Here is a 24,631-nt window from a genome sequence, read left to right as displayed (position 1 = left end):
CTTCATGCGAAAAGGCTCAGAGACCCGCTGCCTTGCGCAGGGCGTCCACCCGGTCTGTCTTCTCCCAGGTGAAGTCGGGGAGTTCGCGGCCGAAGTGGCCGTAGGCGGCGGTCTGGGCGTAGATGGGGCGGAGGAGGTCGAGGTCGCGGATGATGGCGGCCGGGCGGAGGTCGAAGACCTCGTCGATGGCCTGCTCGATGGCGGCGGGGGAGACGGTGTGCGTGCCGAAGGTCTCGACGAAGAGGCCGACGGGCTCGGCCTTGCCGATGGCGTAGGCGACCTGGACCTCGCAGCGGGAGGCGAGGCCCGCGGCGACGACGTTCTTGGCGACCCAGCGCATCGCGTACGCGGCGGAGCGGTCGACCTTGGACGGGTCCTTGCCGGAGAAGGCGCCGCCGCCGTGGCGGGCGAAGCCGCCGTACGTGTCGATGATGATCTTGCGGCCGGTGAGGCCGGCGTCGCCCATCGGGCCGCCGATCTCGAAGCGGCCGGTGGGGTTGACCAGGAGGCGGTAGTCGGTGGTGTCGAGGACGATGCCCTCGTCCGCCAGGGCCTTCAGCTCGGGGTCGACCACGAAGTCCCTGATGTCGGGGGTCAGCAGGGTGTCGAGGTCGATGTCCGCCGCGTGCTGGGAGGAGACGACGACCGTGTCGAGGCGGACGGCCTTGTCGCCGTCGTACTCGATGGTGACCTGCGTCTTGCCGTCGGGGCGCAGGTAGGGGACGGTGCCGTTCTTGCGGACGTCCGAGAGGCGCTTGGAGAGGCGGTGGGCCAGGAAGATGGGGAGCGGCATCAGGGTGGGCGTCTCGTCGGACGCGTAGCCGAACATCAGGCCCTGGTCGCCGGCGCCCTGCTTGTCCAGCTCGTCCTCGTCGCCCTCGACCCGGGACTCGTACGCGGTGTCGACACCCTGCGCGATGTCGGGGGACTGCGCGCCGATGGACACGGAGACGCCGCAGGACGCGCCGTCGAAGCCCTTCTTCGACGAGTCGTAGCCGATCTCCAGGATCTTCTCCCGCACCAGCTGGGGGATCGGCGCGTACGCCTGGGTGGTGACCTCACCGGCGACGTGCACGAGGCCCGTCGTGATCAGCGTCTCGACGGCGACCCGGGACGTGGGGTCCTCGCGCAGCAGCGCGTCGAGGATCGTGTCGCTGATCTGGTCGGCGATCTTGTCGGGATGGCCCTCGGTCACGGACTCGGAGGTGAACAGGCGGCGGCCGCCGTTCCGGGTCGAATGTGTGCCGGTCATTTCGGTTCCCTCTTGTCCAGGTAGATTTCCGGAACGTCGGTCCCGGGGAATTAAACCGGGCGCCCGCCGGGCGGCCAACCCCTAATAAAGTCCGGCCGATAGGGGCGGCGTGCGGGTCGCGTTCCATTCGGCGGAACGCCCGTTGACCAGGGCACCGAACATCGCGTTCCGTAGAGTGGCGGGCACCCGTGGGCTGCTCTTCACGTTTATCGGCGACGTACGGTGGAGTGATCGAGAGGAGCGTCGGACAGTGCTCGACAGCCGCGAAAGAGTAATGACGAAGCTCTGGGGGCACATTCAGAAACTCCGGCGGCACGGCGGCGGGGCGGCTGTCCTCAAGGGATTTCCGGGCTCCGGGAAGACGACCCTCCTCGGACGGTTCGCCGAACGGACCCGGGCCGCCGGGATGGTGACCCTGTACGCCACCGGTAGCGCCGACGAACAGGGCGTCCCCCTCGGCGTCGTCGAGCAGTGGTTCGACGACGGGCGGGGCGGCGTCGGGCCGCCGCCCCGGCTCGCCGCCCTCGTCCAGGCGTACCGCGAGGCCCTGCTGCGGGGCGACGAGCGGGACGCCGAGCGGCTGATGCTGCGCACGCAGGCGCTCGTCGAGGACGCCCTGCGCGGCCTCGCCGGGCGGGGGGCCGTCGTCGCCGTCGTCGATGACGCGCACCACACCGACGACGCCTCCACGCAGGTCCTGCGGTTCCTCGCCAAGCGCCTCGTGCGGCTGCGGGTCTTCCTCGTGCTCGCCGACGGGCTGCACCCCGGCGAGGAGTACCGCGCCTTCCAGGCCGCGCTGCTGCGCGGCGCCCGCCTGTGCGTGGCCGAACTCGCCCCGCTGGACCCGCAGGACACCGTCCGGCTGCTGCGCGAAGTGCTGGGACGGCCGCCGACGCCCGCGTACGTGCGGGACGCGCTGGAGGTGACCGCCGGGAACCCCCGGCTGCTGTGGGCCGTCGCGCGGGACACGCAGTACGCGTTCCAGGACGTGCCGGCCGCGCGCTGGTCGCCCGTGCCGGGGACGGCGTTCTGCGAGGCGGTCGCGCTCATGGTGTCGGCGCAGCGCTCCGAGACCGTCGAGAAGGTCGCCCGCGCCCTCGCCGTCCTCGGCGACGCCCGCTCGCCCGACCTGATCAGCAGGCTCGCCGGCGTGGACCCGGTCGGGGTGGCCACCAGCCTCGACCTGCTGGAGGCCGCCGGACTGGCCGCCGACGGCCGCTTCCGGCACCCGGCGACCCGGGCCGCCGTCCTGGAGGACAGCGGGTTCACCGGGCGCGCCGAGCTGAGCCGCCGGGCCGCGCGGCTGCTGTACCGGGCCGGCGCCGCCCCGCTGCGGGTCGCCCGCTGCCTGACCGCCGCCGGGGGCGTCGTCGCCGCCTGGGAGGTGTCCGCGCTGCGCGAGGCCGCCCGGCACGCGCAGTCCGAGGGGCGCTGGGAGGAGGCCGTCGAGCTGCTGGAACTGGCCCAGAGCTGCCGGGGAGAACTCGACGACCCTGCCGGGCTCCTCGTCCAAGTGGTCCTCGCCCGCTGGCAGTTGGACCCCTACACCGCCTCCCGGCACCTCGCCGAACTCGTCGGCCTGGGCCGCGCGGGGCGGCTCGCGGCGCGTGAACTCACCCTCGTCGCCCAGATGCTGGCCTGGCACGGGCGGCTCGACGAGGTCGACGACGTGCTCGCGCTGCTGCGGGAGCGGGCCGCGGACGACGCGCAGGCCGCCGTCGAACTCGGGCTGCTCGACGCCATGCTGAGCCTCGTCTTCACCCGCTACCGGGACGACGGACAGCACCGGCCGGCGCTGGACGTGCCGCCCTGGCGCGAGGTGCTGCTCTCGCTGCCCGCCCTCGGGAGCGCCGGCGCGGACGGCTCCCTCTTCTCCCTCGTCGACCTCACCCAGCAGGCCCTCTACACGGCCGGCGACGCCGAGGCGCGGATCACCGACATCGTCCACTGCCACCTGCGGCTGCTGCACCAGGTCAGCGCGGACCGGGAGCCGCTGCCCAGGATCGACGCCGTGTCCGTGGCCGCCGTCGAACGGCTCTCCCCCTTCCACCAGCTCCTGCTGCACTGCCTCCAGGCCGTCAGCGCCCTCGCCCAGGGCGACCTGGCGCGCGCCGAGCAGAGCGCGCGGGCCGCGCTGGTGCGACCGCGCGCCTGGGGGGTCGCGGTCGGACTGCCGCTGAGCGTCCTCGTCGTCGCGCTCGCCCGGCGCGGCAAGGCCGACGAGACGGCCGAACTGCTCAACACCCCGGTCCCCGCCGCCCTGTTCGCCTCCCGGTTCGGGCTGCTCTACCTCGACGCCCGCGGCCAGCACTACCTCGCCGTCAAGAGCTACGGCGCCGCCCTCAGCGACTTCCTCGGCTGCGGCGAGGCCGAACGGCAGGGCGGGTTCGAGCCCACGCCCGCCTGCCTGTGGCAGGCCCACGCCGCCGAGGCCCACCTGCGCCTCGGCCACCGCGACGACGCCGTACGCCTCGCCCGCGACGCCGCCGACAGCGGGTTCGCGCGCGCCCGCGCCGTCGCCCTGCGGGTCCTCGCGCTGGCCCGGCCCGTCGAGGGGCGCGGGGCGCTGCTGCGGGAGGCGATGGGGCTGCTGGAGGACACCGGGGACCGCGTCGAACTCGTCGAGTGCATGGTCGAGTTGGGGCAGACGCACTACGCGCTCGGCAACGCGCGGGTCGCCCGCTCGCTCATCCAGCGCGCGGTGCGCGTCGCGCGCGGGGCCGGGTTCGAGGACGTGCTGCAACGCCGGCTCGGGGAAGGGGACGCGCGGTCCGCGCCTGCGCCGCCTGCGCCGGCTGGTCCGGCCGGTCCGCAGCCGGCGGCCGAGGGCGCGGCGGCCCGGCTCAGTCCGGCCGAACGGCGAGTCGCCTGGCTGGTCGGCGTCGGATACAGCAACCGGGAAATAGCCGCCAAACTCTTCGTCACGGTGAGTACGGTCGAACAGCATCTCACCCGTATCTACCGCAAACTCAAGGTCAAACACCGTGACGAACTCGCCGCATGTTCTCCGCCACTGGACGAAACGCTCGCCTAGCGCGCGTTTCTCTGGGTGCCGTCCATAAACATGGGCGGCACCTTGTTTTTTCCGCGGGAAGGATCCATTTCAGGGGGCAGGTGGGGTGGCCTAGGGGTGGCTGCGTACAAGGGCGGCAATTACGGTCGATACGGTGGAACGAATCTGCCGCATCGGATTTCCCGATTTCAAACGGGTGGCCATGAAAATGCGAACCGACACACCGCCCATGCTGCGTGTCCTCGGGCCCATGGCGGTCCGGGCCGAAGGCCGTGAGCTGCCTGTCGGCCCACCCCTGCGCCGGCTCCTGCTCGCCCTCCTCGTCGTCAGACGCGGGCAGGTCGTCCCCGCCGAACTGCTCATCGAGGAGCTGTGGACGGGCCGGCCGCCGAAGAAGGCGCTCGCCACGCTCCAGAGCCACGTCTCCCATCTGCGCGGGGTCCTCGATCCGCCGGGCGCGCGGGGCGTGGGGTCGGTGCTGCGGCACCAGGCACCCGGGTATGTGCTGCTGCTGCCGCCGGGGCAGGTCGACGTCCACCTCTTCGAGGAACTGGTCCACGCCGGGCAGCGGCTGCTGCGGGAGGGGGACGCGAGCGGGGCCTGCGTGAGCCTCAGCGAGGCGCTGACGCTGTGGCGCGGGGCGCCCTACACCGAGTTCGACTCCTCCGCGTCACTCGCCCACGAACTCGCCCGCCTCGAACAGCTCCGGCTCACCGCGCTGGAACACCGCGCCGACGCGCGCCTCCGGCTCGGGGACGCCGAGCAGGTCGTCTTCGAGCTGGACAGCGAGGCCCGCCGGCATCCCGCGCGCGAACGGCTGGTCGGGCACCTGATGACCGCCCTCTTCACCCTCGGCCGCCAGGCGGAGGCGCTGGCCGTGTACGAGCGGACCCGGGGGTATCTGGCGGAGGAGCTGGGGGTGGAGACCGGGGACGAGCTGCGGCGGGTGCATGTGGCGATCCTGCGGCAGGAGATGGGGGTGCGGACGGGGGAAGGGGTGCGGACGGGGGAGGGTGTTCGGGGAGTGGGGCGGCTGGGGGAGCCGGTGGGGGCGAACGGGATGGGGGGCGGAGGAGGCGGTGGTGCCGGTGCCGGTGCCGGTGCCGGGACTGGGGCTGGTGGCGGTGCCGGGTTCAGTGCCGGTGGTGGGGGAGTGGGGGAGCGGGGAAGGGGCGTGTCGGTGCCGGCGGGGGCGGGGCTGGATGCCCGGTCGGCCTTGGTGCAAGGGGCCTTTGTGGGCCCGGTGCAGGGCGCGGCGGTGCAGGGGGCCCTGGGGGCTCCGGCGCAGGCCCCGGTGCAGGGGGCGTTCGCCGCTCCCGCGCAGGGCCCGGCGCAGGCGGGTTTCCCGGTCCCGGCGCAGGGGGCCCTGGCGGCTCCGGTGCAGGGTGGGATGCACGGCCCGGCGCAGGGTTCGGCGCAGGGCCCGGCGCAGGATGCCCTCGCGGGCCCGGCGCAGGTGGGTTCTCCGGCTCCGGTGCAGGGCGTTCGGGCGGCCTCGGTACCGACGGGGAGCCTGTCGCCGTCGCCGGGGGCGTACGCGGCCTTGGGTGGGTCCTCGTTCGTCGGGCGGAGCGTCGAGTTGGGGCGGTTGGAGGCCGAGGCCGTCGGGGCGCTCGGGGGGCAGGAGTATGTGAGCTGTGTGACGGGGCCGCTCGGGATCGGGAAGTCGCACCTGCTGACGGAGTTCACCGCGCGGATGGGGGCGGCGCATCCGGACGTCGAGGTCGTCGCCGTGCACGCGCTGCGGGACCAGGGCGTGCCGCCGCACTGGCTGTGGACGCAGGTGCTGCGGCGGCTGTCGGTGACACGCGCAGGCGCGTTCCACGACGCGGTCGTGCCGTACGAGGCGCTGCTCGCGCCGCTGCTCGCCGGCGTCGGGGAGCAGCGGGCGGGCGGTGAGCAGGCGCGGACGCGGTTCCTCACGCAGGACGCGGTCTGCGAGGTGCTGCGCACGCTGGCCGCGCAGCGGGCGCTGGTGCTGTGCGTGGACGATCTGCACTGGGCGGACGCCGCGTCGCTGGGGCTCCTGGAGATGCTGGCGCGGCGGCGCGGGGGGTGGCGGATCGGCGTCGTCGCGTCCGTGTGGGACTGGAAGATCACCGTCGACGGACGGCTGCGGCGCGTTCTCGGGGACATCCTGCGGGGGCCGCGCGCCGGGGTGCTGCGCCTCGGTGAGCTGCCCCGGCACTCCATCGCCGACCTCGTGCGGGCGCGGCTCGGGCCGGAGACGGAGGAGGAGCACGTCGAGCGGGTCTACCAGGAGAGCCAGGGCAACCCCTACTTCGCCCACCGCACGCTCATGTGGTGCGGGGCTCGGCAGGACCGCGACGGGCGCGGCGAGCGGGCGTGCTGCGCGCAGGGGCGGGCGCGGGCGCTGGAGAGCCTGCGGGCCGTGCTCGCGCGGATGCCGGAGCGGGAGCGGCGCGTGGCGCACCTGTGCGCGGTCGCCGGCGAGCGGATCGACCTCGATCTGCTGCGCCGGGTCGCGGCGGACGAGCCCGTCGACGCCGCGCTGGACCAGCTGCTGCGCGCCGAGCTGCTGCGCGAGGACCCCCGCCACCCCGGCCGCGTCCGGTTCGTGTCCGCCCCGGTCCGCCAGGCCCTCGCGGACAGCATCGGCCACGAGGAACGGCACCGGTTCCGGCAACGGATCGCCGAGGCGGCGAACGAGACGGACGAACTGGTGTGCCACGGCTGCTGAACCACCCGGCCAAGGCCGCTGAGCTGCCCGGCCAAGGCTGTTGAGCCGCCCGGACGCGGCGCTGAGCCGCCTGGCCACGGCTGTTGAGCCGCCTGGCCCCGGCGCTGAGCCGCCTGGCCCCGGCTGCTGAGCCGCCTGGACGCGGCGTTGAGCTGCCTTGCTCGGCTACGGCCGCTGAACCGTCTGGCCACCTCCTGTCGGGTGCCGCCTATGCGCTCGTGGCGGCCGCCTCGCCCGGCCCCGGCTGCCGAGCGGCTTGTCGCTGAGCCGCCTGGCCCCGGCGCTGAGCCGCCTGGCCCCGGCTGCTGAGCCGCCCGGATGCGGCGTTGAGCTGCCTTGCTCGGCTACGGCCGCTGAACCGTCTGGCCACCTCCTGTCGGGTGCCGCCTATGCGCTCGTGGCGGCCGCCTCGCCCGGCCCCGGCTGCCGAGCCGCCTGACCCCGGTCGCTGAGCCGCCTGGCCCCGGCGCTGAGCCCCCTGGCCACGGCTGCTGAGCCGCCCGGATGCGGCGTTGAGCTGCCTTGCTCGGCTACGGCCGCTGAACCGTCTGGCCACCTCCTGTCGGGTGCCGCCTATGCGCTCGTGGCGGCCGCCTCGCCTGGCCCCGGCTGCCGAGCGGCTTGACCCCGGCCGCTGAGCTGCCCGGACGCGGCGCTGAGCCGCCTGGCCACGGCTGTTGAGCCGCCTGGCCCCGGCGCTGAGCCGCCTGGCCCCGGCGCTGAGCCGCCTGGACGCGGCGTTGAGCTGCCTTGCTCGGCTACGGCCGCTGAACCGTCTGGCCACCTCCTGTCGGGCGTCGCCTATGCGCTCGTGGCGGCCGCCTCGCCCAGCCCCGGCTGCCGAGCCGCCTGACCCCGGTCGCTGAGCCGCCTGGCCCCGGCTGCCGAGCGGCCTGACCCCGGCCGCTGAGCCCCCCGGACACGGCGCTGAGCCGCCCGGCCCCGGCTGCCGAGCCCCTCGGCCACGGCTGCTGCCACCCGGCCACGGGTGCCGAGTTGCCTAGGCCGGTACCGGGGTCGGGGCGCTGATTTTTTTCAGCATGTTCAGGAGGGACTTGCCGCCGATTTCCTCGCATTCCAGGGGGGTGTCATGGGTGTGCAGCCAGCGGATGCTGTCGGTCCAGCGGACGGGGTGGATGAGTTGGGCGCCGAGGGTGTGGGGGAAGTCGGTGGGGTCGTGGGGGCGGGCGGTGACGTTGGAGATGACCGGGGTGTGGGGGGCGGTGAAGGTGAAGTCCTTCAGGTACTTCTCGAAGAGGACGCGGGCCGGGTCCATGTAGCGGGAGTGGAAGGGGCCGCCCACCCGCAGGGGCACGAAGCGGATCTTGCGGGCCTTGAGGGCGTCGTGCGCGGTGCGCAGGTCGGGGAGGGGGCCGGCGACGACGAGCTGGGTGTCGGAGTTGAAGCCCGCCATGTCGATGGTGTCGATGCCGTCCTGACGGAAGACCTCCTGGAGCTCTTCCGGCTGGAGGCCCATCACCGCCGTCATGCCCCCGTCCGAGGCCGCCGCCATCAGCTCGCCGCGCTTCTTGACCAGCCGCAGCCCCGTCTGGAAGTCGAACGCGCCGGCCGCGAGGAGCGCGTTGTACTCGCCGAGGCTGTGCCCGAGGTAGAAGTCCGCGGGCCGCTCCTCGCGGTGCTCGCGCTCGAACGTGTGGAAGGCGTTGACGGTGAACAGGGCGGGCTGGGTGCACTCGGTGCGGGCGAGGATGTCGTCGGGGTTGTCCCGGCAGACGGCGGCGAGGTCGTAGCCGAGGAGGTCGCAGGCGAACTCGGTGAGCGCGGGGTAGCGCTCGAAGAGGCCGGCGCCCATCCCGCGGGACTGCGCCCCCTGCCCGGGGAAGAGGACTGCGAACGGCATGGTGTCTCCCAGTACGGGGTGGTGGACGGGGTCAGGCGTCCAGGGCGGCCTTGCCGAGGACGTCGAACAGGAGCAGGGCGCTGTGCAGCCGCAGCCGGTCCTCCTGGACGGGCCGGCCCAGGAGCCGTTCGGCCTTCCTGATCCGGTAGGCGACGCTGCTCTTGGCGATGTGCAGGCGCCCGGCGACGGCGGACATGCTGCGCTCCAGATCCAGGTAGCACTTGACGGTCGTCCGCAGCTCGGCCATGTCCTCACCGGCCAGCGGCCCGAGTTCGCGGCGCACGAACCCGGCGCTGAGGTCGGGCCGCGAGCGCAGCAGGACGGCGAGTTCGAGGTCGGCGTAGTCGTACGGCGACCGCTGCCCCCCGGCGCCGGGACCGGCCGCGCGGATCAGCTCCGCCGCCTCCCCGGCCTGCCGGTGACTGGTCCGGAAGCCCTCGATGCCCTCGCCCGGCAGGCCGGCCGCGATGTGCACGCCCGGCACCTGCCGGTGCGGGCCCTCCGCGTCGCGCAGCTGACGCAGCGACAGCGGGTTCCCGCGCGTGCGCGCGCCCCACGCCCACAGCGACGACACCCCGACGGGCACGGTCAGCAGCGAGGAGCAGCCCGCGCCGCGCAGCAGGGTCGTCGCGGCGGCGGCGAGGTCGGCGGTGCCGTGGGCGTCCCAGTCGTCGCGCCAGACGATCAGCGCGAGGTGGCTGCGGCTGATGTCGTAGCCGAGCCGCAGGAACGCCTGCGGGGCGTCGATGTCCGTGCCGTCGAGGATGTCGAGGACGAGTTCCTGGTGGTGCGCGGCGGCGCTGCCGAACCAGCCGCGCCGCTCGTGCTCCGCCTGCTCGGCCAGCGTCAGCAGGATGTGCTGCACCTCGGCCACCAGCGCCCCGGAGAGCGTGCGGGTGACGTCGGCGGCCTCCGCCGGGCCGAGCAGGTCCTCGCAGGCGTGGAACAACTCCCGCACCAGACAGTCGAGTTGCCCCTTGAGGACGTCGAACGTGCCGCCGGCCGGCAGCCCCCGCCGGGTGGCCTCCCGGACGGACACTCCGACGGCCTCCGGCAGGTCGTCGGCGGTGTACCCGGCGAGGCAGGTCAGCACGTACAGCGCCAGCGCCTCCGCGCCCCGCGCCCCGAGGTCGGCGGGGACCCGGGGCAGCACGGCGACCCGGCCCGGCGGCGGCACGGCGACTCCGCCCGGCAGCCGCCCGGCGCCCCGGCCCGGTGCCCGGCCGGTGACTCCGTCCGGTGACGGGCCGGCGGCTGCGCTCGTCGGCCACCCGGCGCCAGGGCCCGGCGGCGGCACGGTGGCTCCGCCCGGCGGCCGGCCGGTGTCCCGGCCCGCAGGTCGGCCGGTGACTCCGTCCGACGCCCCGGCGGCGCCCCGGCCCGGTGCCCGGCCGGTGACTCCGTACGGTGACGGGCCGGCGGCCCCGCTCGCCGGCCACCCGGAGCCTTGGCCCGGCAGACGGTCGGCGGCCTCGTCCGGCGTCCGGCCTGCGAGCCTGTCCGGTGATGGTGTGGCGACTCCGTCCAGCAGGCGGCCGGGTTCTCCGTCCGGTGACGGGCCGGTGTTCCTGGCCGTCGGCCACCCGGTGCCAGGGGCCGGTGGTCGGTGGGTGCTCCGGGACGGTGGCTGGGTGTTGGTTCCGGGCGGGCGGCCGGTGGCGGCGCCCGCTGCGGCCATTCGCGCGGCCACCTCCACCGCCCACCCCACGGCGCCGTCCCCGATGAGCAGGCGGGCCTCGCGGAGGGTGGGGGTGTCGCTGACGGCGTGGTGGAGGGCGTCGGGGTCGTGGGGGCGGAGCTGGAGGAGCCAGGAGTTGCCGGGGTCCAGGGGTTCGCGGACGGGGCCGGTGGCGGGGCGGGAGTGGGCGTGGTGGACGCCGCCGCGCGGGAAGGTGAGCGCGTGGACGCGGTGGCGCGCCCCGACGGTCTCGTTCATCGGCGTGCCGCCTCGGTCGTCGTCCCCAGCAGGCCCAGGGCCCGGAGGTCCGCGACGTACTTGCGGACGAGGGCCGCCGAGGCGTGGGGGATCTCGGTGCCGGTGTCCTTCACGGCCGCGTGGAACCGTTCGGCGGGCAGGGCCGGGGTGGGGGCGCCGGGCTCGGCGAAGGCGTGCAGCAGGGGCAGCAGGGAGGCCCGGCGCAGGGGTTCGGGCAGGGCGCGCAGGGCGGCCTCGAAGCGGGCGAGCCAGGTGGCGTGGTCGGGCAGGCGCCGCACCGGGCACCCCGCGTCGGTGAGCCAGTCGACGACGGTGTCGAGGCCGGCCCCGTCGTCGTGCGGGTTCACGGCGTGGAAGGTGTGGTGGCCCTCGGTGATGCCCGCGCCCAGCGTGGTGAGGGCCGAGGCGCTGAAGTCGACCGGCAGGCCGTCGTGGCGGACGTGGCCGAAGGTGTCCGGGGCGATGCCGGTGGCGGCGAGGCTCAGCAGGAGCCGGGTGAACAGGTCGGGCACGTTGAGCTGGCCCGCGTAGCGGGTGTGCGCGAGCAGGACCCCGGAGCGGAAGACACCGACCGGCAGCCCGAACCGCTCGTGCGCCTCGCGCAACAGGACCTCACCGGCCCACTTGCTGGTCGCGTACCCGTCGGCGTACCCGTCGCCGGCGCGCCGGACGGGCACGGCGGTGCGGATGTCGGCGTTCTCGTCGGGCGCCTGGACGGCGATCGTCGAGACGTACGTGACCGGCTTCCGCCGGGCCGTGAGCGCGAGGCGGATCACCTCGGCCGTCCCGGCGACGTTCGGCCCGAAGAGCTGGCGGTAGGGCAGGACGTGGTTGACGAGGGCGCCCGCGTGGACGACGAGGTCCACCTCACCGGCGAGCCGGTCCCACGTCCCCTCGTCGAGCCCGAGCCGGGGCTCGCCGAGGTCGCCCGCGACGACGTCCAGCGTGGAGCCCGCCAACTCCCGGTACCGGGCGAGGAGTTCACCGTCGCCGGTGTCGTACGCCTCCTCGAGGCGCCGTGCCGGGTCCGTGCCCCGCACCACGCACACCAGCCGGCCGCCCACCGGCGCCAGCCGCTCCAGCCACTCCAGGCACAGGAACCGGCCCAGGTAGCCGTTGGCGCCGGTCAGCAGGACCGTGCGGACGTCGCCGGAGGGGCCCGGCAGCGCGGGGGCGGCGGCGAGCAGCCCGGCGTCGAGGAACTTCTCCAGGGTGAGGTCGCTCGCGCGCACCTCGGCGTCGTCCGCGCCGTGCACCGCCGCGTACGTCGCGCCGCGCGCGCCCGCCTCGATGTGCCGGGCCACCCCGGCGAGGTCGTTCGCGGCGCCGATGACGACGCCGACGGGCACCTCGACGCCGAAGATCTCCTCCAGCAGCCGGGAGAAGGCGAGCGCGGACAGGGAGTCGCCGCCGAGGTCGGTGAAGCGGGCGCCGGGGGCGGGGGCGGCGTCCGAGCGGCCCAGCAGCGCCTGCGCCGCCCGCACGACGGTCTCGGCCACCGGTCGGTCCGCGCCCGTGCGACGCAGCTCGCGCAGGCGCTGATCCTGGCCCTCGGCCAACTCGGCGTACAGCGCTTCGAGTCGGGCGCCGTACCTCTCCTTGAGCCGGGGGCGCAGCACCTTGTGGCTTTCGGTGTAGAGGCCGTTCTCGGGGCTGAACGGCTCGGTCTCGATCAGGAAGTCGCGCGGCACCTCGTACGGGTTGAGGCCGGCGTCCGCCGCGACCTGCCGCAGCCCCTCGGCGAGCGCCGCCTTGAGGGCCGGCGTGCCTTCGCCGTACCGGGCCAGGGCCTGCGGGGTGGGCACGATCACCGCGAGGAGGTGGGAGCGCTCGCTGTTGCCGTACACGTAGATCTGGTGGACCGGCGGCGCGGCGAGGAACGCGGTCTCCAGCCGGGAGACGGCCACGAACTCGCCCTGGGACAGCTTCAGGGTGTCCTTCGTGCGGTCCACGTGCACGAGCCGGTCGGGGCCCAGCTCGGCGAAGACGTCACCGGTGCGGTAGTAGCCGTCCGCGTCGAAGAGTTCGGCCGTCAGCTCCGGGCGCTTGTAGTAACCGGGCACCAGGGTCTGCGACTTGAGGAGCAGTTCGCCGCGCGGGTAGGGGAGGTCGGTGGTGTGGTAGCCGAGTTCGGGGACGTCGACGAGCTTGTAGTCGAGCACGGGCGGACGCTGGACGACCGTGTCGAGCAGGACGCCGCCCGCCTCCGTGGAGCCGTACCCGGTGTAGAGGTGGAAGCCGAGACACGCCTCGACGAACGAGGCCAGCTCCGGGGAGAGCGGGGCGGTCCCGCAGAACGCGTTGGCGATCCGCCCGCCCAGCACGTTCTCCCGCAGGTCCTTCAGGACGGCCGCCTCCACGTCACCGGGCTCGCCCGCCCGGCGGTCCAGCTCGCCCCGGTAGCGCTGGAAGAGCATGTCGCAGATGCGCGGAACCATCGTCAGCTCCGTCGGCCGCACCAGCGCGATGTCGTCGAACAGCGCCGACAGGTCGCTCTTCGCGGTGTAGTAGCCGGTGCCGCCGCGCACCAGCGACCCCATCAGGGCGTACCGCCCGGCGAGATGGCTGTGCGGCATGTAGAGGACGCTCACCGGGGGCTGGTTGGCCGACCCGTAGCTGAAGCCGTACCAGGCGGTGCCCACCAGCCGCTGCGTGTACATCGCCCCCTTGGGGGCGCCGGTCGAACCGGACGTGTAGATCAGCAGCGCCAGTGGGTCCTCGCCCGGCGCGGCCGTGAACAGCGGGGCCGGCGGCAGCTCCCTGCCTCGCGCGATCACCTCCGCCAGCGTCTCGACGGCCGCCGCGCTCCCCGCCTCGGCCAGCCGCCGCCGGGCCCGCATCAGCGCGGCCCGCTGCGCGGGGTCCTGGGGGCGGTGGTCGAAGACCGTCAGCCGCCGCACCGACGCCGCGTCCAGGACCAGTTCGACGGCCGCGTCCAGGTGCTCGGCGCTCACCGCGAAGACGCTCGGCTCGGTCTCCGCGACGATCTCCGTCAACTGGCTTCTCGTCGCGCTGTGCTGGAGAGGCACGGGGACGACGCCCGCGTGGATGGACGCCAGGTCCAGCGTCGCCTGGTCGACGCTCGGGAAGCCCAGCGTGCACAGGCGCTCCCCGGGGCCCAGCGGGTACTCCGGGTCGTGCCAGCGGGCGGCGACCGCCCGGATGCGGGCCCACAGCTCGCGGTAGCTGACGGTGTCGAAGCGCGGCAGGAGTTCGCCCGTCGCCGGGTCCTTCGCCCGCTCGCCGAGGGCCGGCCGGTCGCCGTAGCTCTCCATGACGGCCGCCATCACCTCGGCGAGCGCCTGTCCCGGGTCGACGGACGCCAGGACCTCGGCGAGCCCGCCGCCCGTGTCAGGGGCGGGCGCGGTGGTCGCGTCCCGTGATACGGCCATGGTCGGCTCTCCTCAGGGTGTATCAGGGTGTCTCAGTGGGGGGTGGGATGGTCACCAGGTGACCGGCAGGGCCGCCACGCCCCGCACGAGGCGTTCGGTGCGCCAGGACAACTGGTCGGCCGGGACCGCGAGTCGAAGGTTCGGCAGGCGCTGGGTCAGGATCTCCAGGACGATCCGCAGCTCCAGGCGGGCCAGCTGGGCGCCCAGGCAGTGGTGCAGGCCGTGCCCGAACGTGACGTGCGGGACGCGCTCGCGGTGGAAGTCGATCTCGTCGGGCCGCTCGAACACCTCGGTGTCGTGGTTGGCCATGCCCAGCTCGGCCACCACCGCGTCCCCGGCGCGGATCAGGGTCCCGCTCAGCTCGACGTCCTCGGTGGCGATCCGGGTGAACCCGGCGGTCGCGCTGTTCGGGATGAACCGCAGCAGCTCCTCGACGGCCTTGGGGATCAGCGTCGGCTCCGTCCGCAGCCGTTCCCACAGCTCGGGCCGGGTCACCAGCGTGTAGACGAAGTTGCCGATCTGGTTGGCCGTCGCCTCCTGGCCCGCCGACAGCAGGCTGACCCCGAGGCCGATCAGCTCCTCCTCGGCGAGCGGGCCCTCCTCGTCCTGCTCGTCGTCGGCGACCAGCTCGCCGAGCAGGTCGTCGGTGGGGGTGATCCGGCGCTGCGCGATCAGTCCGGCGAGGTAGGTGTCGAGCTGGGCGCGGGCCTGCGCCGCCTGCTCGGGGTCGGCCAGCATGAGCAGGCCGTCCACCCACTCGCCGAACCGGCCCCGGTCGGCCAGCGGGACGCCCAGCATCTCGCAGATCACCGTGATGGGCAGCGGCCAGGTCAGGGCCGTCGTCAGATCGGCCGGTGACCCGGTCGCCTCCATCGTGTCGAGCAGTTCGTGCACGATCTCCTCGATGCGCGGGCGCAGCGCTTTCAGCCGGCGGACGGAGAACGCGTTCGTGACCCGGCGCCGCAGCCGCGTGTGGTCCGGCGGGTCCATGCTGAGCATCGAGGTGCTGGGCAGCCCGACCGCGACCGTGCGCGGCACGTGGTCGCCGACGGCAGCCGCCCGGCTGAACCGGGGGTCGGCCAGCACCGTCCTGACGTCCGCGTGCCGGGTGACGAGCCAGCCGTCGCCGCCGAACGGCAGCCGCACGCGCAGTACCGGGCGCTCGCCGCACAGTTCCTTGAGCGTCGGGTCCAGGTCGAGGCGGATGATCGGGCCGAAGGGGTAGGCCCGTACTTCTTCGCCTGCCGCAGTCATCGTGTGCGTCCTTTACGTGGGGTGGGGTGTCGGGAGGCGGCGTCGCGGGTCAGGCGAGGCTCGCGGTCTTCCCGCCGTCGATGACGACGTTGCTGCCGGTGATCCACGAGGCGCGCGGCGAGACCAGGAAGCTCACCGCGTCGGCGACGTCCTGCGAGGCGCCCAGTCGTCCGAGCGGGATCTCGGCGGCCCACTGCTTCGCGAGGTCGTCGAGGTCGGTGCTGGCCGGGTCGCCGCCGAAGTACTCGACGATCTGGCCGCGCGCCGACTTCGAGGCCGGCGTGTCGACGTTGCCCAGACACACCGACACGACCCGGATGCCGTCCGGCGCCAGCTCGGTGGACAGGCCCTTGCTGTACGACTCCAGGGCGGCGTTGGCGGCGGCGTAGTGGTACAGCATCGGGTACGCGGCGATCGTCGCCGTCGTCGAGACGTGGACGATGCTCCCGCCGCCCGCCTCGCGCATCGAGGGCACCAGCGCCGCGTTGAGCCGCACGGACGCCAGGAAGTTGACGTCCATCGTGTACTGCCAGTCCTTCTCCAGCTCCAGCACCGGGTGGAAGGAGCGGACGCCGCCCACGTTGTTGACGATGATGTCGACGCCGCCCAGCGTCTCCAGCGCGGCGTCCGCGAACGCGCGCACCCCGTCGGCGGTGCTGAGGTCGGCCTTGACGAACGTGGCACCGGACGGCGCGTCCGGGTCCGGGTTGCGGGCGGACGTCACGACGCCGGCGCCGGCGTCGAGGAAGTTCCGCACGATCGCGGCGCCGATGCCGCGGCTGCCGCCGGTGACGACGGCCCGCTTGCCCGCCAGCTCCGTGAGCGGCGTCGGGGTGGGGTGGTCCTGGCTGGTCATGGGGTTCTCCTCCTGAGGTTGCGGGCGCGCGGGGCGCTACCAGACGACCGGCATGGTGCGCAGGCCGTGGACGATGTCGTTGAGCTTGAAGTCGGACCGCTCCAGCGGTCGCGCGAGCCGCAGGCCCGGCAACCGGCGGAGCAGGGTGGTCAGGGCGACCTGGAGTTCGACCTCGGCCAGGTGCTGGCCGACGCACTGGTGCGGGCCGACGCCGAAGGACAGGTTCGTGCGGGCCCGCCGGCCCAGGTCGAGGGTGTCGGGGTCGGGGAACACGCTCGCGTCGCGGTTGCCGGACGGGAGCGCGGCGACCACCCACTCACCGGCCCTCACCTCGGTGCCGGCGACGGTGACGTCCTCGGTGGCGTACCGGACCAGGCCGAACTGGATCACCGTCAGATAGCGCAGGAGTTCCTTCACGGCGGGGCCGATGGTCTCCGGGGCGGCCCGCAGCGCGGCCAGCCGTTCGGGGTCCTCAAGGAGCACCGCCATGCTCAGCGTGATCATGTTGGCGGTCGTCTCGTGCCCGGCGACCAGCGTCAGCACGGCCAGCGTGGACAGTTCGGGCACGGTCAGCGGCCGGCCGGTGGCGGCGGCGCGTTCGATCAGCCGGCTCAGCATGTCGTCCCGCGGCACGGCGATCCGCTTCTCGATCAGCTCGCCGAGGTAGTCCTCCAGGCGCCGGGTGGCCGCCGCGCGGGTGGCTTCGTCGGCCTCGAAGCTCGTCAGGATCTGGCTGTCGTGCTGGAAGGCGGGGTGGTCCTGGTAGGGCACGCCGAGCATGTCGCAGATCACCTGGGAGGGGATCGGCAGCGCGAAGTCCCGCACCAGGTCGGCGCTCGTGCCCGTGAGCATCGCGTCGGTGTGCTCGTCGGCGATCCGCTGGATGTAGGGCCGCATGGCCGCCACCCGGCGGCCGGTGAACTCGCCGACCAGCAGCCGCCGCAGCCGGGAGTGCTCCTCGCCGTCCAGCTGGATCATGAAGCCCGGCAGCGGGGCGTGGCCGGCGTAGGACGGCAGCATGTGGTCGGAGCCGGCGGCGCGGGAGCTCAGCCGGGGGTCGGCGAGCACGTCGCGGATGTCCTGGTAGCGGGTGACCAGCCAGGCGTCCATGCCGGCTGGGCAGCGCACCCGGGACACGGGCTCCTCGGCCCGCAGCCGGGTGTAGGTCTCGTCGATGTCGAAGGGGCATCCCTGCGGCCGGGAGACGGGGAAGTCGGGAACGTCGGTGTCGGATGTCACGGTGTCGGATACGGGGCTGATGTCTGTCATGGGGGCAGCTCCGGGCTGACGTGGTGGAGAGAAGAGGGGCTGTCCGGGGGGCCGGGGCGCACGGATGTGGGGGGTGCGCGCCGGGATCCGGTCCGCCGGACGGGCCCTGGGGCCTACCGGACGGCCGTGGGTTCGCGGACGGCGGCGGGCGGTTCGGTCCGGCGGGGCCGCTTCACGCTGAAGCGCTGGACCGCGGGGCGTTCGACCAGCGTGTAGAGGGCCACCGCGAACGCGAGGCTGAGGACGACGGTCAGCGCGATGTTGAGGGCCGTGTCCGTCGCGGAACCGGTGTTGACGCCGTCGATGGCGTCCAGCGGGCCGTACTGGATGACCAGCCAGTGCACCATGTAGAAGGCGAACGAGATCTCGCCCAGCCACACCATGACCCGCCCGTTGAACGGCGTCCGCACCCCGCGGACGTCGGCGGCGGCGCACGCGGCGATCGCCAGGGCGACCGGGAACGCCGTCATCCCGGCGGAGATGCGGAAGATGCCCGGCAGGTACGCCTGGACGGTCGTGCAGACGGCCAGCAGCAGGAACGCCGGCGCCATGCCGAAGCGGATCCACTTGCCGTTCATCATGACCCGCGCCAGCAGGATGCCCAGCACGAACTCCAGCATCCTGGTGAAGGGGAAGCTGTAGACGAACCAGCTGTGCCACTCCGGGATCGTCGGGTCCCACGAGGTCGCCGGGTCCCTCGGCAGCAGCAGGGCGACGAACGGGACGAGGACGGTGCCCGCGGCGGTCGCGCCCACCCACAGCCACAGCCGTTCCGGGCGGATCCGCCTGATGTACCGGATCAGGACCGGGAACGCGAGGTAGAAGACCAGCTCGCAGCAGAGGGACCAGACCGGCACGTTGATGCCGTTGAGCCCGCCGAGGGTGTCGAAGTGCGGCACCCAGGGCTCTACCAGGAAGAACACCGGGACCGTGTTGACGACCTTGAGGGTCACGCCCGCGGTGGCCATCAGCGCGAGGGTCACGGCGAACGTCACCCAGTGGTTCGGGAACACCTTCACCAGGCGTCGGCGCCAGAACTTCCGCGCGGTGTCCTGCGGGGCGGCGACCCAGGTGAGGACGAAACCGCTGAGGGCGAAGAAGAACGACACCCCGACCGGCCCGATGGTCGTGAACACGGGCCACAGGCCGGGATACAGCCCCGTCAGATGGGTGATCAGCACGGCCAGGGCCGCGATGGCCCGGGTGCCGGTCAGCGACGGCAGACGACTGGGGCGGGTGGGGCGGGTGGCAGGTTGCGGCGTCTCCATGGCCGTCTCCCTTCGAATCGCCGAGCCGCCGCTACGCGGCTTCGCCGGGCGCCGGCATGGCGTAGACGTACTCCTCGATGCGGTCGATGAGACCGTCCTCGAAGCGGAAATAGAGCAGGGCGTTGAGGGCGCTGCTCGTCCCGTCGGTCATGTTCAGGTGCAGCACCTGCTGCTGGAGCACCGCCTCCCCGTCGTCGAACCGACGGAGCACGTCGTACCGCATCGACTCGACCGTGGTGACGAACGACCTGAACTGGGTGAGGCGTTCACCGATCAGCTGTTCCGGCTTTCCGTCGTTCTGCCATACGGTCGCCTTTTCGGTGCACATCTCCTCGGCGGCGGAGAAGTCGTACTTCTCCAGCACCCGAAGAAAACGGTCCACCAGATTGCTTATGTTCTCCGACATGACGGTTCCTTATCTTCTGGTTATTGAGGCCGCCGACAGGGAATCGGCGAGGGCGGGGGCGTCGGCGCGCAGGCCGTAGGAGGGGGTGCCGGGCTGCTGGCGCCAGGAGTCGTCGAGGGTGCCCGCGTCGACGGTGTCGAAGCCGAGCTGGTCGATGAGGTCGCGCACGGTCCGCTTGGCCGCCTCGTCGTCACCGGCGACCGGGAGGGCCTGGCGGCCGGGGGTGCCCCGGGGAAGGCCGCGGTCCAGGAGGTCCTGGGCGTAGGTGCCGTTGAACGCCTTCACCACGGGGTGGCCGAGACACTGCTCGGTCCAGCGGCTCTCGGGCAGGCCGTCCTCGATGGCGGCGATCCGGCCGTCGCGCTCCCTCGGGTAGTAGTTGCCGGTGTCGATGACGACGACGCCCGGCGCCGCGCCGTCGAGAAGCCCGGCGGGCAGCTCGGCGACGGCCTTGACGGGGACGGCCACCACGACGACCTGGGCGCCCCGGGCCGCCTCGGAGACGGTGACCGGGAGGGCGCCGGTCTCCTCGGCGAGCGCCGTGAGGGTGTGCGGGCCGCGCGAGTTGGCCACGGCCACCCGGTGCCCGAGCGCGGTGAACCGCCGGGCCAGATTGCCGCCGATGTTGCCCGCGCCGATGATGCCGATGCGCATGGACGTGCCTTTCCGGTGCCGTCAGGCCAGGGTCTGGAGGACCGACGGGTCGTAGGGGAGGGCGCGGGACAGTTCGCCGCGCAGGGCCAGCGCTGCCCAGTCCGGGTTGGCCAGCAGGGAGCGGCCGACGGCGACGAGGTCGAACTCGTCGCGCTCCAGGCGGGCCGCCAGCTCCTCGATGCCGGCCACCGCGGAGGGGCCCGTGAAACCGGACGTGAAGTCGCCCTCGCCGTACTGCCGTTCCATGCCGACCGAACCGACCGTCACGGACGGCTTGCCGGTGAGCTTGCGCAGCCAGCCCGACAGGTTCAGGGAGCTGCCCTCGAACTCCCGCAGCCAGTACCGGCGCGTGGAGCCGTGGAACACGTCGACACCGGCCTCGGCCAGCGGCGTCACCAGCCCCGCCAGCTCCTCCGGGCTCTCGGCGGTGCGCGCCTCGTACCGGCCCACCTTCCACTGCGACAGCCGGAAGAACACCGGGAACCCGGGGCTGACGGCCGCGCGGACCGCCCGCACGACCTCGGCGCCGAACCGGGCGCGGGAGGCCGGGTCACCGCCGTAGCGGTCGGTGCGGCGGTTGGTGGCGCTCCACAGGAAGTTGTCGATCAGGTAGCCGTGCGCGCCGTGGATCTCGACGCCGTCGAAGCCGAGGCGTTCGGCGGTGGCCGCGGCCCGCGCGTACGCGGCGATCGCCTCGTCGATGTCCCGCTGCGTCATCGCGCGGCCCAGCGGGGTGCCGTCCAGGCCGATGCCCGAGGGGACGTCGGCGGGCGGGTCGTCCGTGAGGCGGGCCGCGCCCGTGTGCCACAGCTGGGGGATGATCCGGCCGCCGGCCGCGTGGACCCGGCGGACGACGTGCGACCAGCCCTCCAGGGCCCGCTCGCCGTAGAAGTGGGGCACGTTGTCGTACGCGCCCGCCGCCGGGCGGTCGATGTACGTGCCCTCCGTGATGATCAGGCCGACCTGGTGCGCGGCCCGGCGGGCGTAGTACTCGGCGGCGTCCGGGCCGGGGACACCGCCGGGGGACGCGGTGCGCGTCATCGGCGCCATCACGATCCGGTTGGGGACCGTGAGATCACCCACGGTGAACGGCTCATGCAGACCGGCCATCATTTCCTCCAGGGATGCCAGGGATATCGGGGGTGAATTCGTCGAGCACCGCGTTCCATTCGGTCAGCGCTTTTCGCGCGGTGCTCTCGTCGAAAACGTGGGTGTCGTACTTGAGAAAGACCTTGTAGCCCTCGCCGTCCCGGTAGAACTCCAGGGAGAGCGGATATTCACCGGCGTACGGGAGGTCGTCGAACGGCCGCAGATCCAGGGCGCCGGGACCGGACCGCACGCCGTCCCCGAGGAGTTCGGCGCCCTCGAAGTTCTGGAACAGGAAGTTCGTCAGGACCAGCGGGCCGCCGGTGCCCAGCGACCGGGCGATCTCCGGCAGCGGGCAGGCGCCGTGCTCGATGCCGGCGACCATCTCGCGCTGCGCCGACCTCAGGAGCCCGGCGAGGTCGCCGGTGTCCGCGCAGCGCAGGGGCAGACAGTTCGCGATCTGGCCGACGACGTCCTGGAAGCGCTTCTCGTAGCGGGCGGCCACGGTCATGCCGAGGATCAGGTCGCCTTGTCCGGTCAGCCGGCGCAGCAGGCGCACGTACGCCGCGAAGAACACCGTGGCGACGCTCACCCGGTGCGCCCTCGCCGTCGCGGCGAGCGCGGCGGCCCGTGCCGGGGGCACCCCGGCGGTCAGGACGGCCACCCGGGGCAGCCGGCGCGGGTCGTACGGGCGGTCGAAGGGCAGCGCGAGCGGCGGACTGCCGGCCAGCCTCCGCAGCCAGTGCTCCCGGTGCCGGGCCCCCCGCGCGCCGGCCAGCAACTCCTCCTCCCAGGCGACGAAGTCCCCGAACGAGACGCCGGGCTGGGCCCGCTCACCCCGGTACGCCTCTTTGAGCGTGCGGATCAGGACCGCGGTCGACGTGCCGTCCATCAGGATGTGGTGGACGGTGAGCAGCAGCAGGCGCCGCCCGCCGGGGAGGGTGACGAGGTGAGCGCGGACCAGCGGGCCGGCCGCCAGGTCGAAGGGGACGTCCACCAGGGCACGCAGCTCGGCAAGCTGCTCCGCACGGGACTCGCCCGTCAGCGTGACTCGTCCGAACGACGGGCCCCGGCCCGGTACGACGGTCATGTACGGAACGCCGTCCCGCTCCCCGAACCGCGCACCCAGCACCGGATGCGTCTCCACCTGCGCCCGGACCGCGCGCTCCAGCGCCGCCTCGTCCAACTCCCCGTGGATCTCGAACAGCAACGGCAGGTTGTAGGCCACCGACCCCGGACAACGCCGCTGGTCCCGGTACATGACGAGCTGGCCCTGCGCGAGGTTCCAGCGGACGGGGGGAAGGGGCGGCGCGGGGACGGAGGGGTGCGGGCCGGGGAGTTGGGCGGGGCCGGGCAGGGGGGTGGGGCCGGGCGGCTGGGCGGTGGTGAGCGGCTGGGTGGGGCCGGGGGGCGCGGTCGAGGCCAGGGGCGCGGCCGAAGCGGGGGGCTCGGGAGCCGCCGCGGGCGCCGGTGGCCGTTCCGGGGCGGGGTGGCCCGGGGCGGGGAGTTCCGAGGCGGGGTTTCGCGGTTCGGTGAGATCCCGGGCGGGGTGGCCCGGTGCCAGACGCGCTGGGGCGGTGCGGGGCGTGGCGTCGGCGTACCGCGTGAGCAGGTGGGCGGTGAGGTGGTCCGGGGTCGGGAAGTCGAAGGCGACGGTCGTCGGGAGGTCCAGGGACAGGGCCTCGTTCAGGGCGCGCACCAGGTGTATGGCCCGCAACGGGTCCAGCCCCTGGGCCTCGAACGGCAACTCGCCGGCGATCTCGTGCGGCTCGCGGGCCAGGACCCGCCCGGTCACCTCCCGCACCACGTCCGACAGCACCACGCTCGACACGAGCCCGCCCGGCGGCATGGCCTGACCGCCGCCGTCAGCCGGCTGCCCGGTCCCATCGGTGCCGCCGGTCGGCCGGCCCGTGTCGTCGGTCGCCTGCCCCGCCCAGCCCGTGCCGTCAGCCGGTCGCATGGGAGGCCGTTCCGTAGGCCGTGGGGATGGCGGTGTGGAGGATGTCGCGGAAGGCGGTGGCGCGGGTGGTCATGGTGAGGCCGGGGGGTGTGGCGATGCCGAGGGCGGTGGTGGGGGGTGTGGGGGCGGTGATCGGGAGGGTGTGGAGGGTGTTGCCGTCCAAGGTCGTGGGGGTCGAGGAGCGTTCGTAGGTGAGGGAGATGCCGGCGCCGGCGGCGACGAGGCCACGGACGGTTTCCGGGGTGGACGCGGTGATGACGCGGGGGGCGGGTGCGCCGGCGTTCGCGTAGAGCTTCTCGAAGTGGCGGACGAGAGGGGCGGAGTCGAGGGTGATCAGGGGGCGGGTGCTCAGCTCGGCCAGGGGCAGGGGGGCGCCGTCCGTGCCGCGTGGGTCGTCGCCGGGAAGCAGGGCGTGCAGGGGGAGTTCGGCGAGTGGGTGGAACGCGGATTCCGCCGCGAGGAAGTCGTAGGTGACGATCAGCTCGCACAGGCCGTCGCGCAGGCGGTCGAGGAGGAGTTCGGCGGATTCCTCGTGCACGTTCAGCTGGAGCCGGGCGTGGCGCTCCTTGGTCAGCCGGTAGGCGAGGGGCAGCAGGAACGGGGTGACGGGGAGGAAGAACCCGACGTCGAGGCGGCCGGCGGTGTCGTTCACCAGTGCGTCGCCCTGGGCCTGGATGTTCTCCGCCTGCCTCAGCAGCGCACGCGCCTCCCGCAGGAGACGCCGGCCGCTCGGGGTGAGGGTGACCCCACGGGACCGGTGCCGCAGCAGCAACTGCACGCCGAGCCGGCGCTCCAGCCGCATCACGGCCGAGGAGACCGTCGACTGCGACGCGCACAGCAGTTCCGCCGCCTCGGAGATGTTGCCCATCTCGGCGGCGACCACGAAGTACCGCAACTGGGCGAGGCTGAAGCCCACGTGGTCGGTCGCGGCGTGCCGGTGGCGCGGGCGGCCCGGGGGACGGCCGTCCGGGTCCGGCGGCCCCGGGCGCGGCACGCCGTTCGCGGGGGCCGCGCTCCTCTGGTCGAACATGGGTGATCCCGCCGTTCTGTCCGTCTCGCTCTCCGCCGGCACGGGCAGCACCGCTGTCCGTGTCTCCGTGAGCGAAATGGTGGGCCGCACCCCTTGCGGTTTCCTCCGTCGGCGGCTGGTGGCCCCTTGCCGGGTCCTTTCGGTTCGCTTGCGGGGCCTTTTTCCGCACCCCCGGCAGTGCGTCCGGGGCCGTGTCCGGACCGCCGGCAGCACGGCCCCGGCGGTTGCGACCGGGGGACCGGCACGCGGGCGGAAATTCGCTCCGGCAGGTGTTTCACCGGCCGTGTCCGTCCGGCTCTACTGGGTCATCGACGGCTCGGCGAGATCTTCGCAGCCGAACACGGAGCGCGGCGAGCGCTCCCCTCGCGAAGCGACCCCCTCGCACCGCACCCCTTCGCGAATCCCCTGTGAACCGACCGCCCCTTCGCGCTGCCAAGGAATGAGCAATGACCAGAACGGAAAAGATCGTCCGGTTCATCGAAGAGCAGTTCCTGATCGAGTTCGGCGACGAAGTGACGCCGCAGAGCGACCTGTTCAAGGACGGAGTCATCGACTCCTACGGCTACATCCAGCTGATGTCGTTCCTTGAGGAGGAGTTCTCGCTGGAGATCGCGGCGGAGGAGTTCCTGATGGACGTGCCGGCGACGCTGGACGCGCTCGACGCGTTCGTGGCGCGGAAGCAGGGGGTCTGAC

General features: G+C 73.5%; 16 protein-coding genes. 3 read left to right on the top strand and 13 right to left on the bottom strand.

Features of this window, described 5'->3' with window-relative positions; all coding sequences use genetic code 11:
* Positions 1-16: 16 nt before the first annotated feature.
* Complete coding sequence (metK, locus tag IAG44_RS17875; RefSeq protein ID WP_187748099.1) at positions 17-1,252, bottom strand: methionine adenosyltransferase; 1,236 nt, start codon at positions 1,250-1,252, stop codon at positions 17-19.
* A gap of 109 nt (positions 1,253-1,361) precedes the next feature.
* Between metK and IAG44_RS17870 the strand changes: the two genes are divergently transcribed.
* Both IAG44_RS17870 and IAG44_RS17865 read left to right on the top strand, forming a co-directional pair.
* Positions 1,362-4,286, top strand: a complete 2,925-nt coding sequence (locus IAG44_RS17870; protein WP_425508455.1) for a helix-turn-helix transcriptional regulator — start codon at positions 1,362-1,364, stop codon at positions 4,284-4,286.
* Positions 4,287-4,494: 208 nt separating this feature from the next.
* Positions 4,495-6,966, top strand: a complete 2,472-nt coding sequence (locus IAG44_RS17865; RefSeq protein WP_246561802.1) for an ATP-binding protein — start codon at positions 4,495-4,497, stop codon at positions 6,964-6,966.
* 1,000 nt (positions 6,967-7,966) lie between these two features.
* Here the strand turns inward: IAG44_RS17865 and fabD are convergent.
* The 12 genes from fabD to IAG44_RS17805 form a co-directional block, all read right to left on the bottom strand.
* Positions 7,967-8,827, bottom strand: coding sequence for an ACP S-malonyltransferase (fabD, locus tag IAG44_RS17860; RefSeq protein WP_187748096.1), 861 nt, complete (start codon positions 8,825-8,827; stop codon positions 7,967-7,969).
* Between the two features lie 31 nt (positions 8,828-8,858).
* A complete protein-coding gene (locus IAG44_RS17855) occupies positions 8,859-10,763 on the bottom strand; it encodes a helix-turn-helix domain-containing protein (protein WP_187748095.1) in 1,905 nt (634 codons plus the stop codon).
* Positions 10,760-14,155 (bottom strand): carboxylic acid reductase, encoded by a 3,396-nt coding sequence (gene car / locus IAG44_RS17850; protein ID WP_187748094.1) that lies wholly within the window; start codon positions 14,153-14,155, stop codon positions 10,760-10,762. Before car ends, IAG44_RS17855 begins: the two co-directional genes overlap by 4 nt.
* A gap of 51 nt (positions 14,156-14,206) precedes the next feature.
* Positions 14,207-15,409, bottom strand: a complete 1,203-nt coding sequence (locus IAG44_RS17845) for a cytochrome P450 (protein WP_187748093.1) — start codon at positions 15,407-15,409, stop codon at positions 14,207-14,209.
* Positions 15,410-15,458: 49 nt separating this feature from the next.
* Entirely contained in the window at positions 15,459-16,265 is an 807-nt protein-coding gene (locus IAG44_RS17840; protein WP_187748092.1) for an oxidoreductase, read from the bottom strand.
* Between the two features lie 36 nt (positions 16,266-16,301).
* Positions 16,302-17,534: a cytochrome P450 gene (locus IAG44_RS17835; protein ID WP_187748091.1), complete on the bottom strand. Its 1,233-nt coding sequence runs from the start codon at positions 17,532-17,534 to the stop codon at positions 16,302-16,304.
* Positions 17,535-17,647: 113 nt separating this feature from the next.
* Positions 17,648-18,802, bottom strand: a complete 1,155-nt coding sequence (locus tag IAG44_RS17830; RefSeq protein ID WP_187748090.1) for an acyltransferase family protein — start codon at positions 18,800-18,802, stop codon at positions 17,648-17,650.
* A 31-nt stretch (positions 18,803-18,833) separates the two neighbouring features.
* Positions 18,834-19,208 (bottom strand): nuclear transport factor 2 family protein, encoded by a 375-nt coding sequence (locus IAG44_RS17825; protein ID WP_187748089.1) that lies wholly within the window; start codon positions 19,206-19,208, stop codon positions 18,834-18,836.
* Between the two features lie 9 nt (positions 19,209-19,217).
* On the bottom strand, positions 19,218-19,862 hold the full coding sequence (locus IAG44_RS17820) for an NADPH-dependent F420 reductase (RefSeq protein WP_187748088.1): 645 nt from the start codon (positions 19,860-19,862) through the stop codon (positions 19,218-19,220).
* 21 nt (positions 19,863-19,883) lie between these two features.
* Positions 19,884-20,972 carry an oxidoreductase gene (locus tag IAG44_RS17815; protein WP_187748087.1) on the bottom strand — a complete coding sequence of 363 codons (1,089 nt, stop codon included), beginning with the start codon at positions 20,970-20,972 and terminating at the stop codon, positions 19,884-19,886.
* Entirely contained in the window at positions 20,956-22,908 is a 1,953-nt protein-coding gene (locus IAG44_RS17810) for a condensation domain-containing protein (RefSeq protein ID WP_187748086.1), read from the bottom strand. Before IAG44_RS17810 ends, IAG44_RS17815 begins: the two co-directional genes overlap by 17 nt.
* Entirely contained in the window at positions 22,895-23,938 is a 1,044-nt protein-coding gene (locus IAG44_RS17805; protein ID WP_187748085.1) for a LysR family transcriptional regulator, read from the bottom strand. The genes IAG44_RS17810 and IAG44_RS17805 overlap by 14 nt, the downstream gene beginning before the upstream one ends.
* Positions 23,939-24,384: 446 nt before the next feature.
* Here IAG44_RS17805 and IAG44_RS17800 point away from each other — a divergent pair, with 446 nt between their 5' ends.
* A complete protein-coding gene (locus IAG44_RS17800; protein WP_187748084.1) occupies positions 24,385-24,630 on the top strand; it encodes an acyl carrier protein in 246 nt (81 codons plus the stop codon).
* Position 24,631 lies beyond the last annotated feature (1 nt).

This window comes from Streptomyces roseirectus, assembly GCF_014489635.1.
Classification (GTDB): Bacteria; Actinomycetota; Actinomycetes; order Streptomycetales; family Streptomycetaceae; genus Streptomyces; species Streptomyces roseirectus.
This window is presented reverse-complemented; position numbering and strand designations above follow the sequence as displayed.

Excerpts from the sequence above, each read along its gene's own strand:
- IAG44_RS17840 (WP_187748092.1), bottom strand. The coding sequence starts at position 16,265 with ATGACCAGCCAGGACCACCCCACCCCGACGCCGCTCACGGAGCTGGCG.
- IAG44_RS17825 (WP_187748089.1), bottom strand. The coding sequence starts at position 19,208 with ATGTCGGAGAACATAAGCAATCTGGTGGACCGTTTTCTTCGGGTGCTG.
- IAG44_RS17810 (WP_187748086.1), bottom strand. The coding sequence starts at position 22,908 with ATGCGACCGGCTGACGGCACGGGCTGGGCGGGGCAGGCGACCGACGAC.
- IAG44_RS17815 (WP_187748087.1), bottom strand. The coding sequence starts at position 20,972 with ATGGCCGGTCTGCATGAGCCGTTCACCGTGGGTGATCTCACGGTCCCC.
- IAG44_RS17800 (WP_187748084.1), top strand. The coding sequence starts at position 24,385 with ATGACCAGAACGGAAAAGATCGTCCGGTTCATCGAAGAGCAGTTCCTG.
- metK (WP_187748099.1), bottom strand. The coding sequence starts at position 1,252 with ATGACCGGCACACATTCGACCCGGAACGGCGGCCGCCGCCTGTTCACC.
- IAG44_RS17830 (WP_187748090.1), bottom strand. The coding sequence starts at position 18,802 with ATGGAGACGCCGCAACCTGCCACCCGCCCCACCCGCCCCAGTCGTCTG.
- IAG44_RS17865 (WP_246561802.1), top strand. The coding sequence starts at position 4,495 with ATGCTGCGTGTCCTCGGGCCCATGGCGGTCCGGGCCGAAGGCCGTGAG.
- IAG44_RS17820 (WP_187748088.1), bottom strand. The coding sequence starts at position 19,862 with ATGCGCATCGGCATCATCGGCGCGGGCAACATCGGCGGCAATCTGGCC.
- IAG44_RS17805 (WP_187748085.1), bottom strand. The coding sequence starts at position 23,938 with ATGTTCGACCAGAGGAGCGCGGCCCCCGCGAACGGCGTGCCGCGCCCG.
- IAG44_RS17845 (WP_187748093.1), bottom strand. The coding sequence starts at position 15,409 with ATGACTGCGGCAGGCGAAGAAGTACGGGCCTACCCCTTCGGCCCGATC.
- car (WP_187748094.1), bottom strand. The coding sequence starts at position 14,155 with ATGGCCGTATCACGGGACGCGACCACCGCGCCCGCCCCTGACACGGGC.
- IAG44_RS17855 (WP_187748095.1), bottom strand. The coding sequence starts at position 10,763 with ATGAACGAGACCGTCGGGGCGCGCCACCGCGTCCACGCGCTCACCTTC.
- fabD (WP_187748096.1), bottom strand. The coding sequence starts at position 8,827 with ATGCCGTTCGCAGTCCTCTTCCCCGGGCAGGGGGCGCAGTCCCGCGGG.
- IAG44_RS17835 (WP_187748091.1), bottom strand. The coding sequence starts at position 17,534 with ATGACAGACATCAGCCCCGTATCCGACACCGTGACATCCGACACCGAC.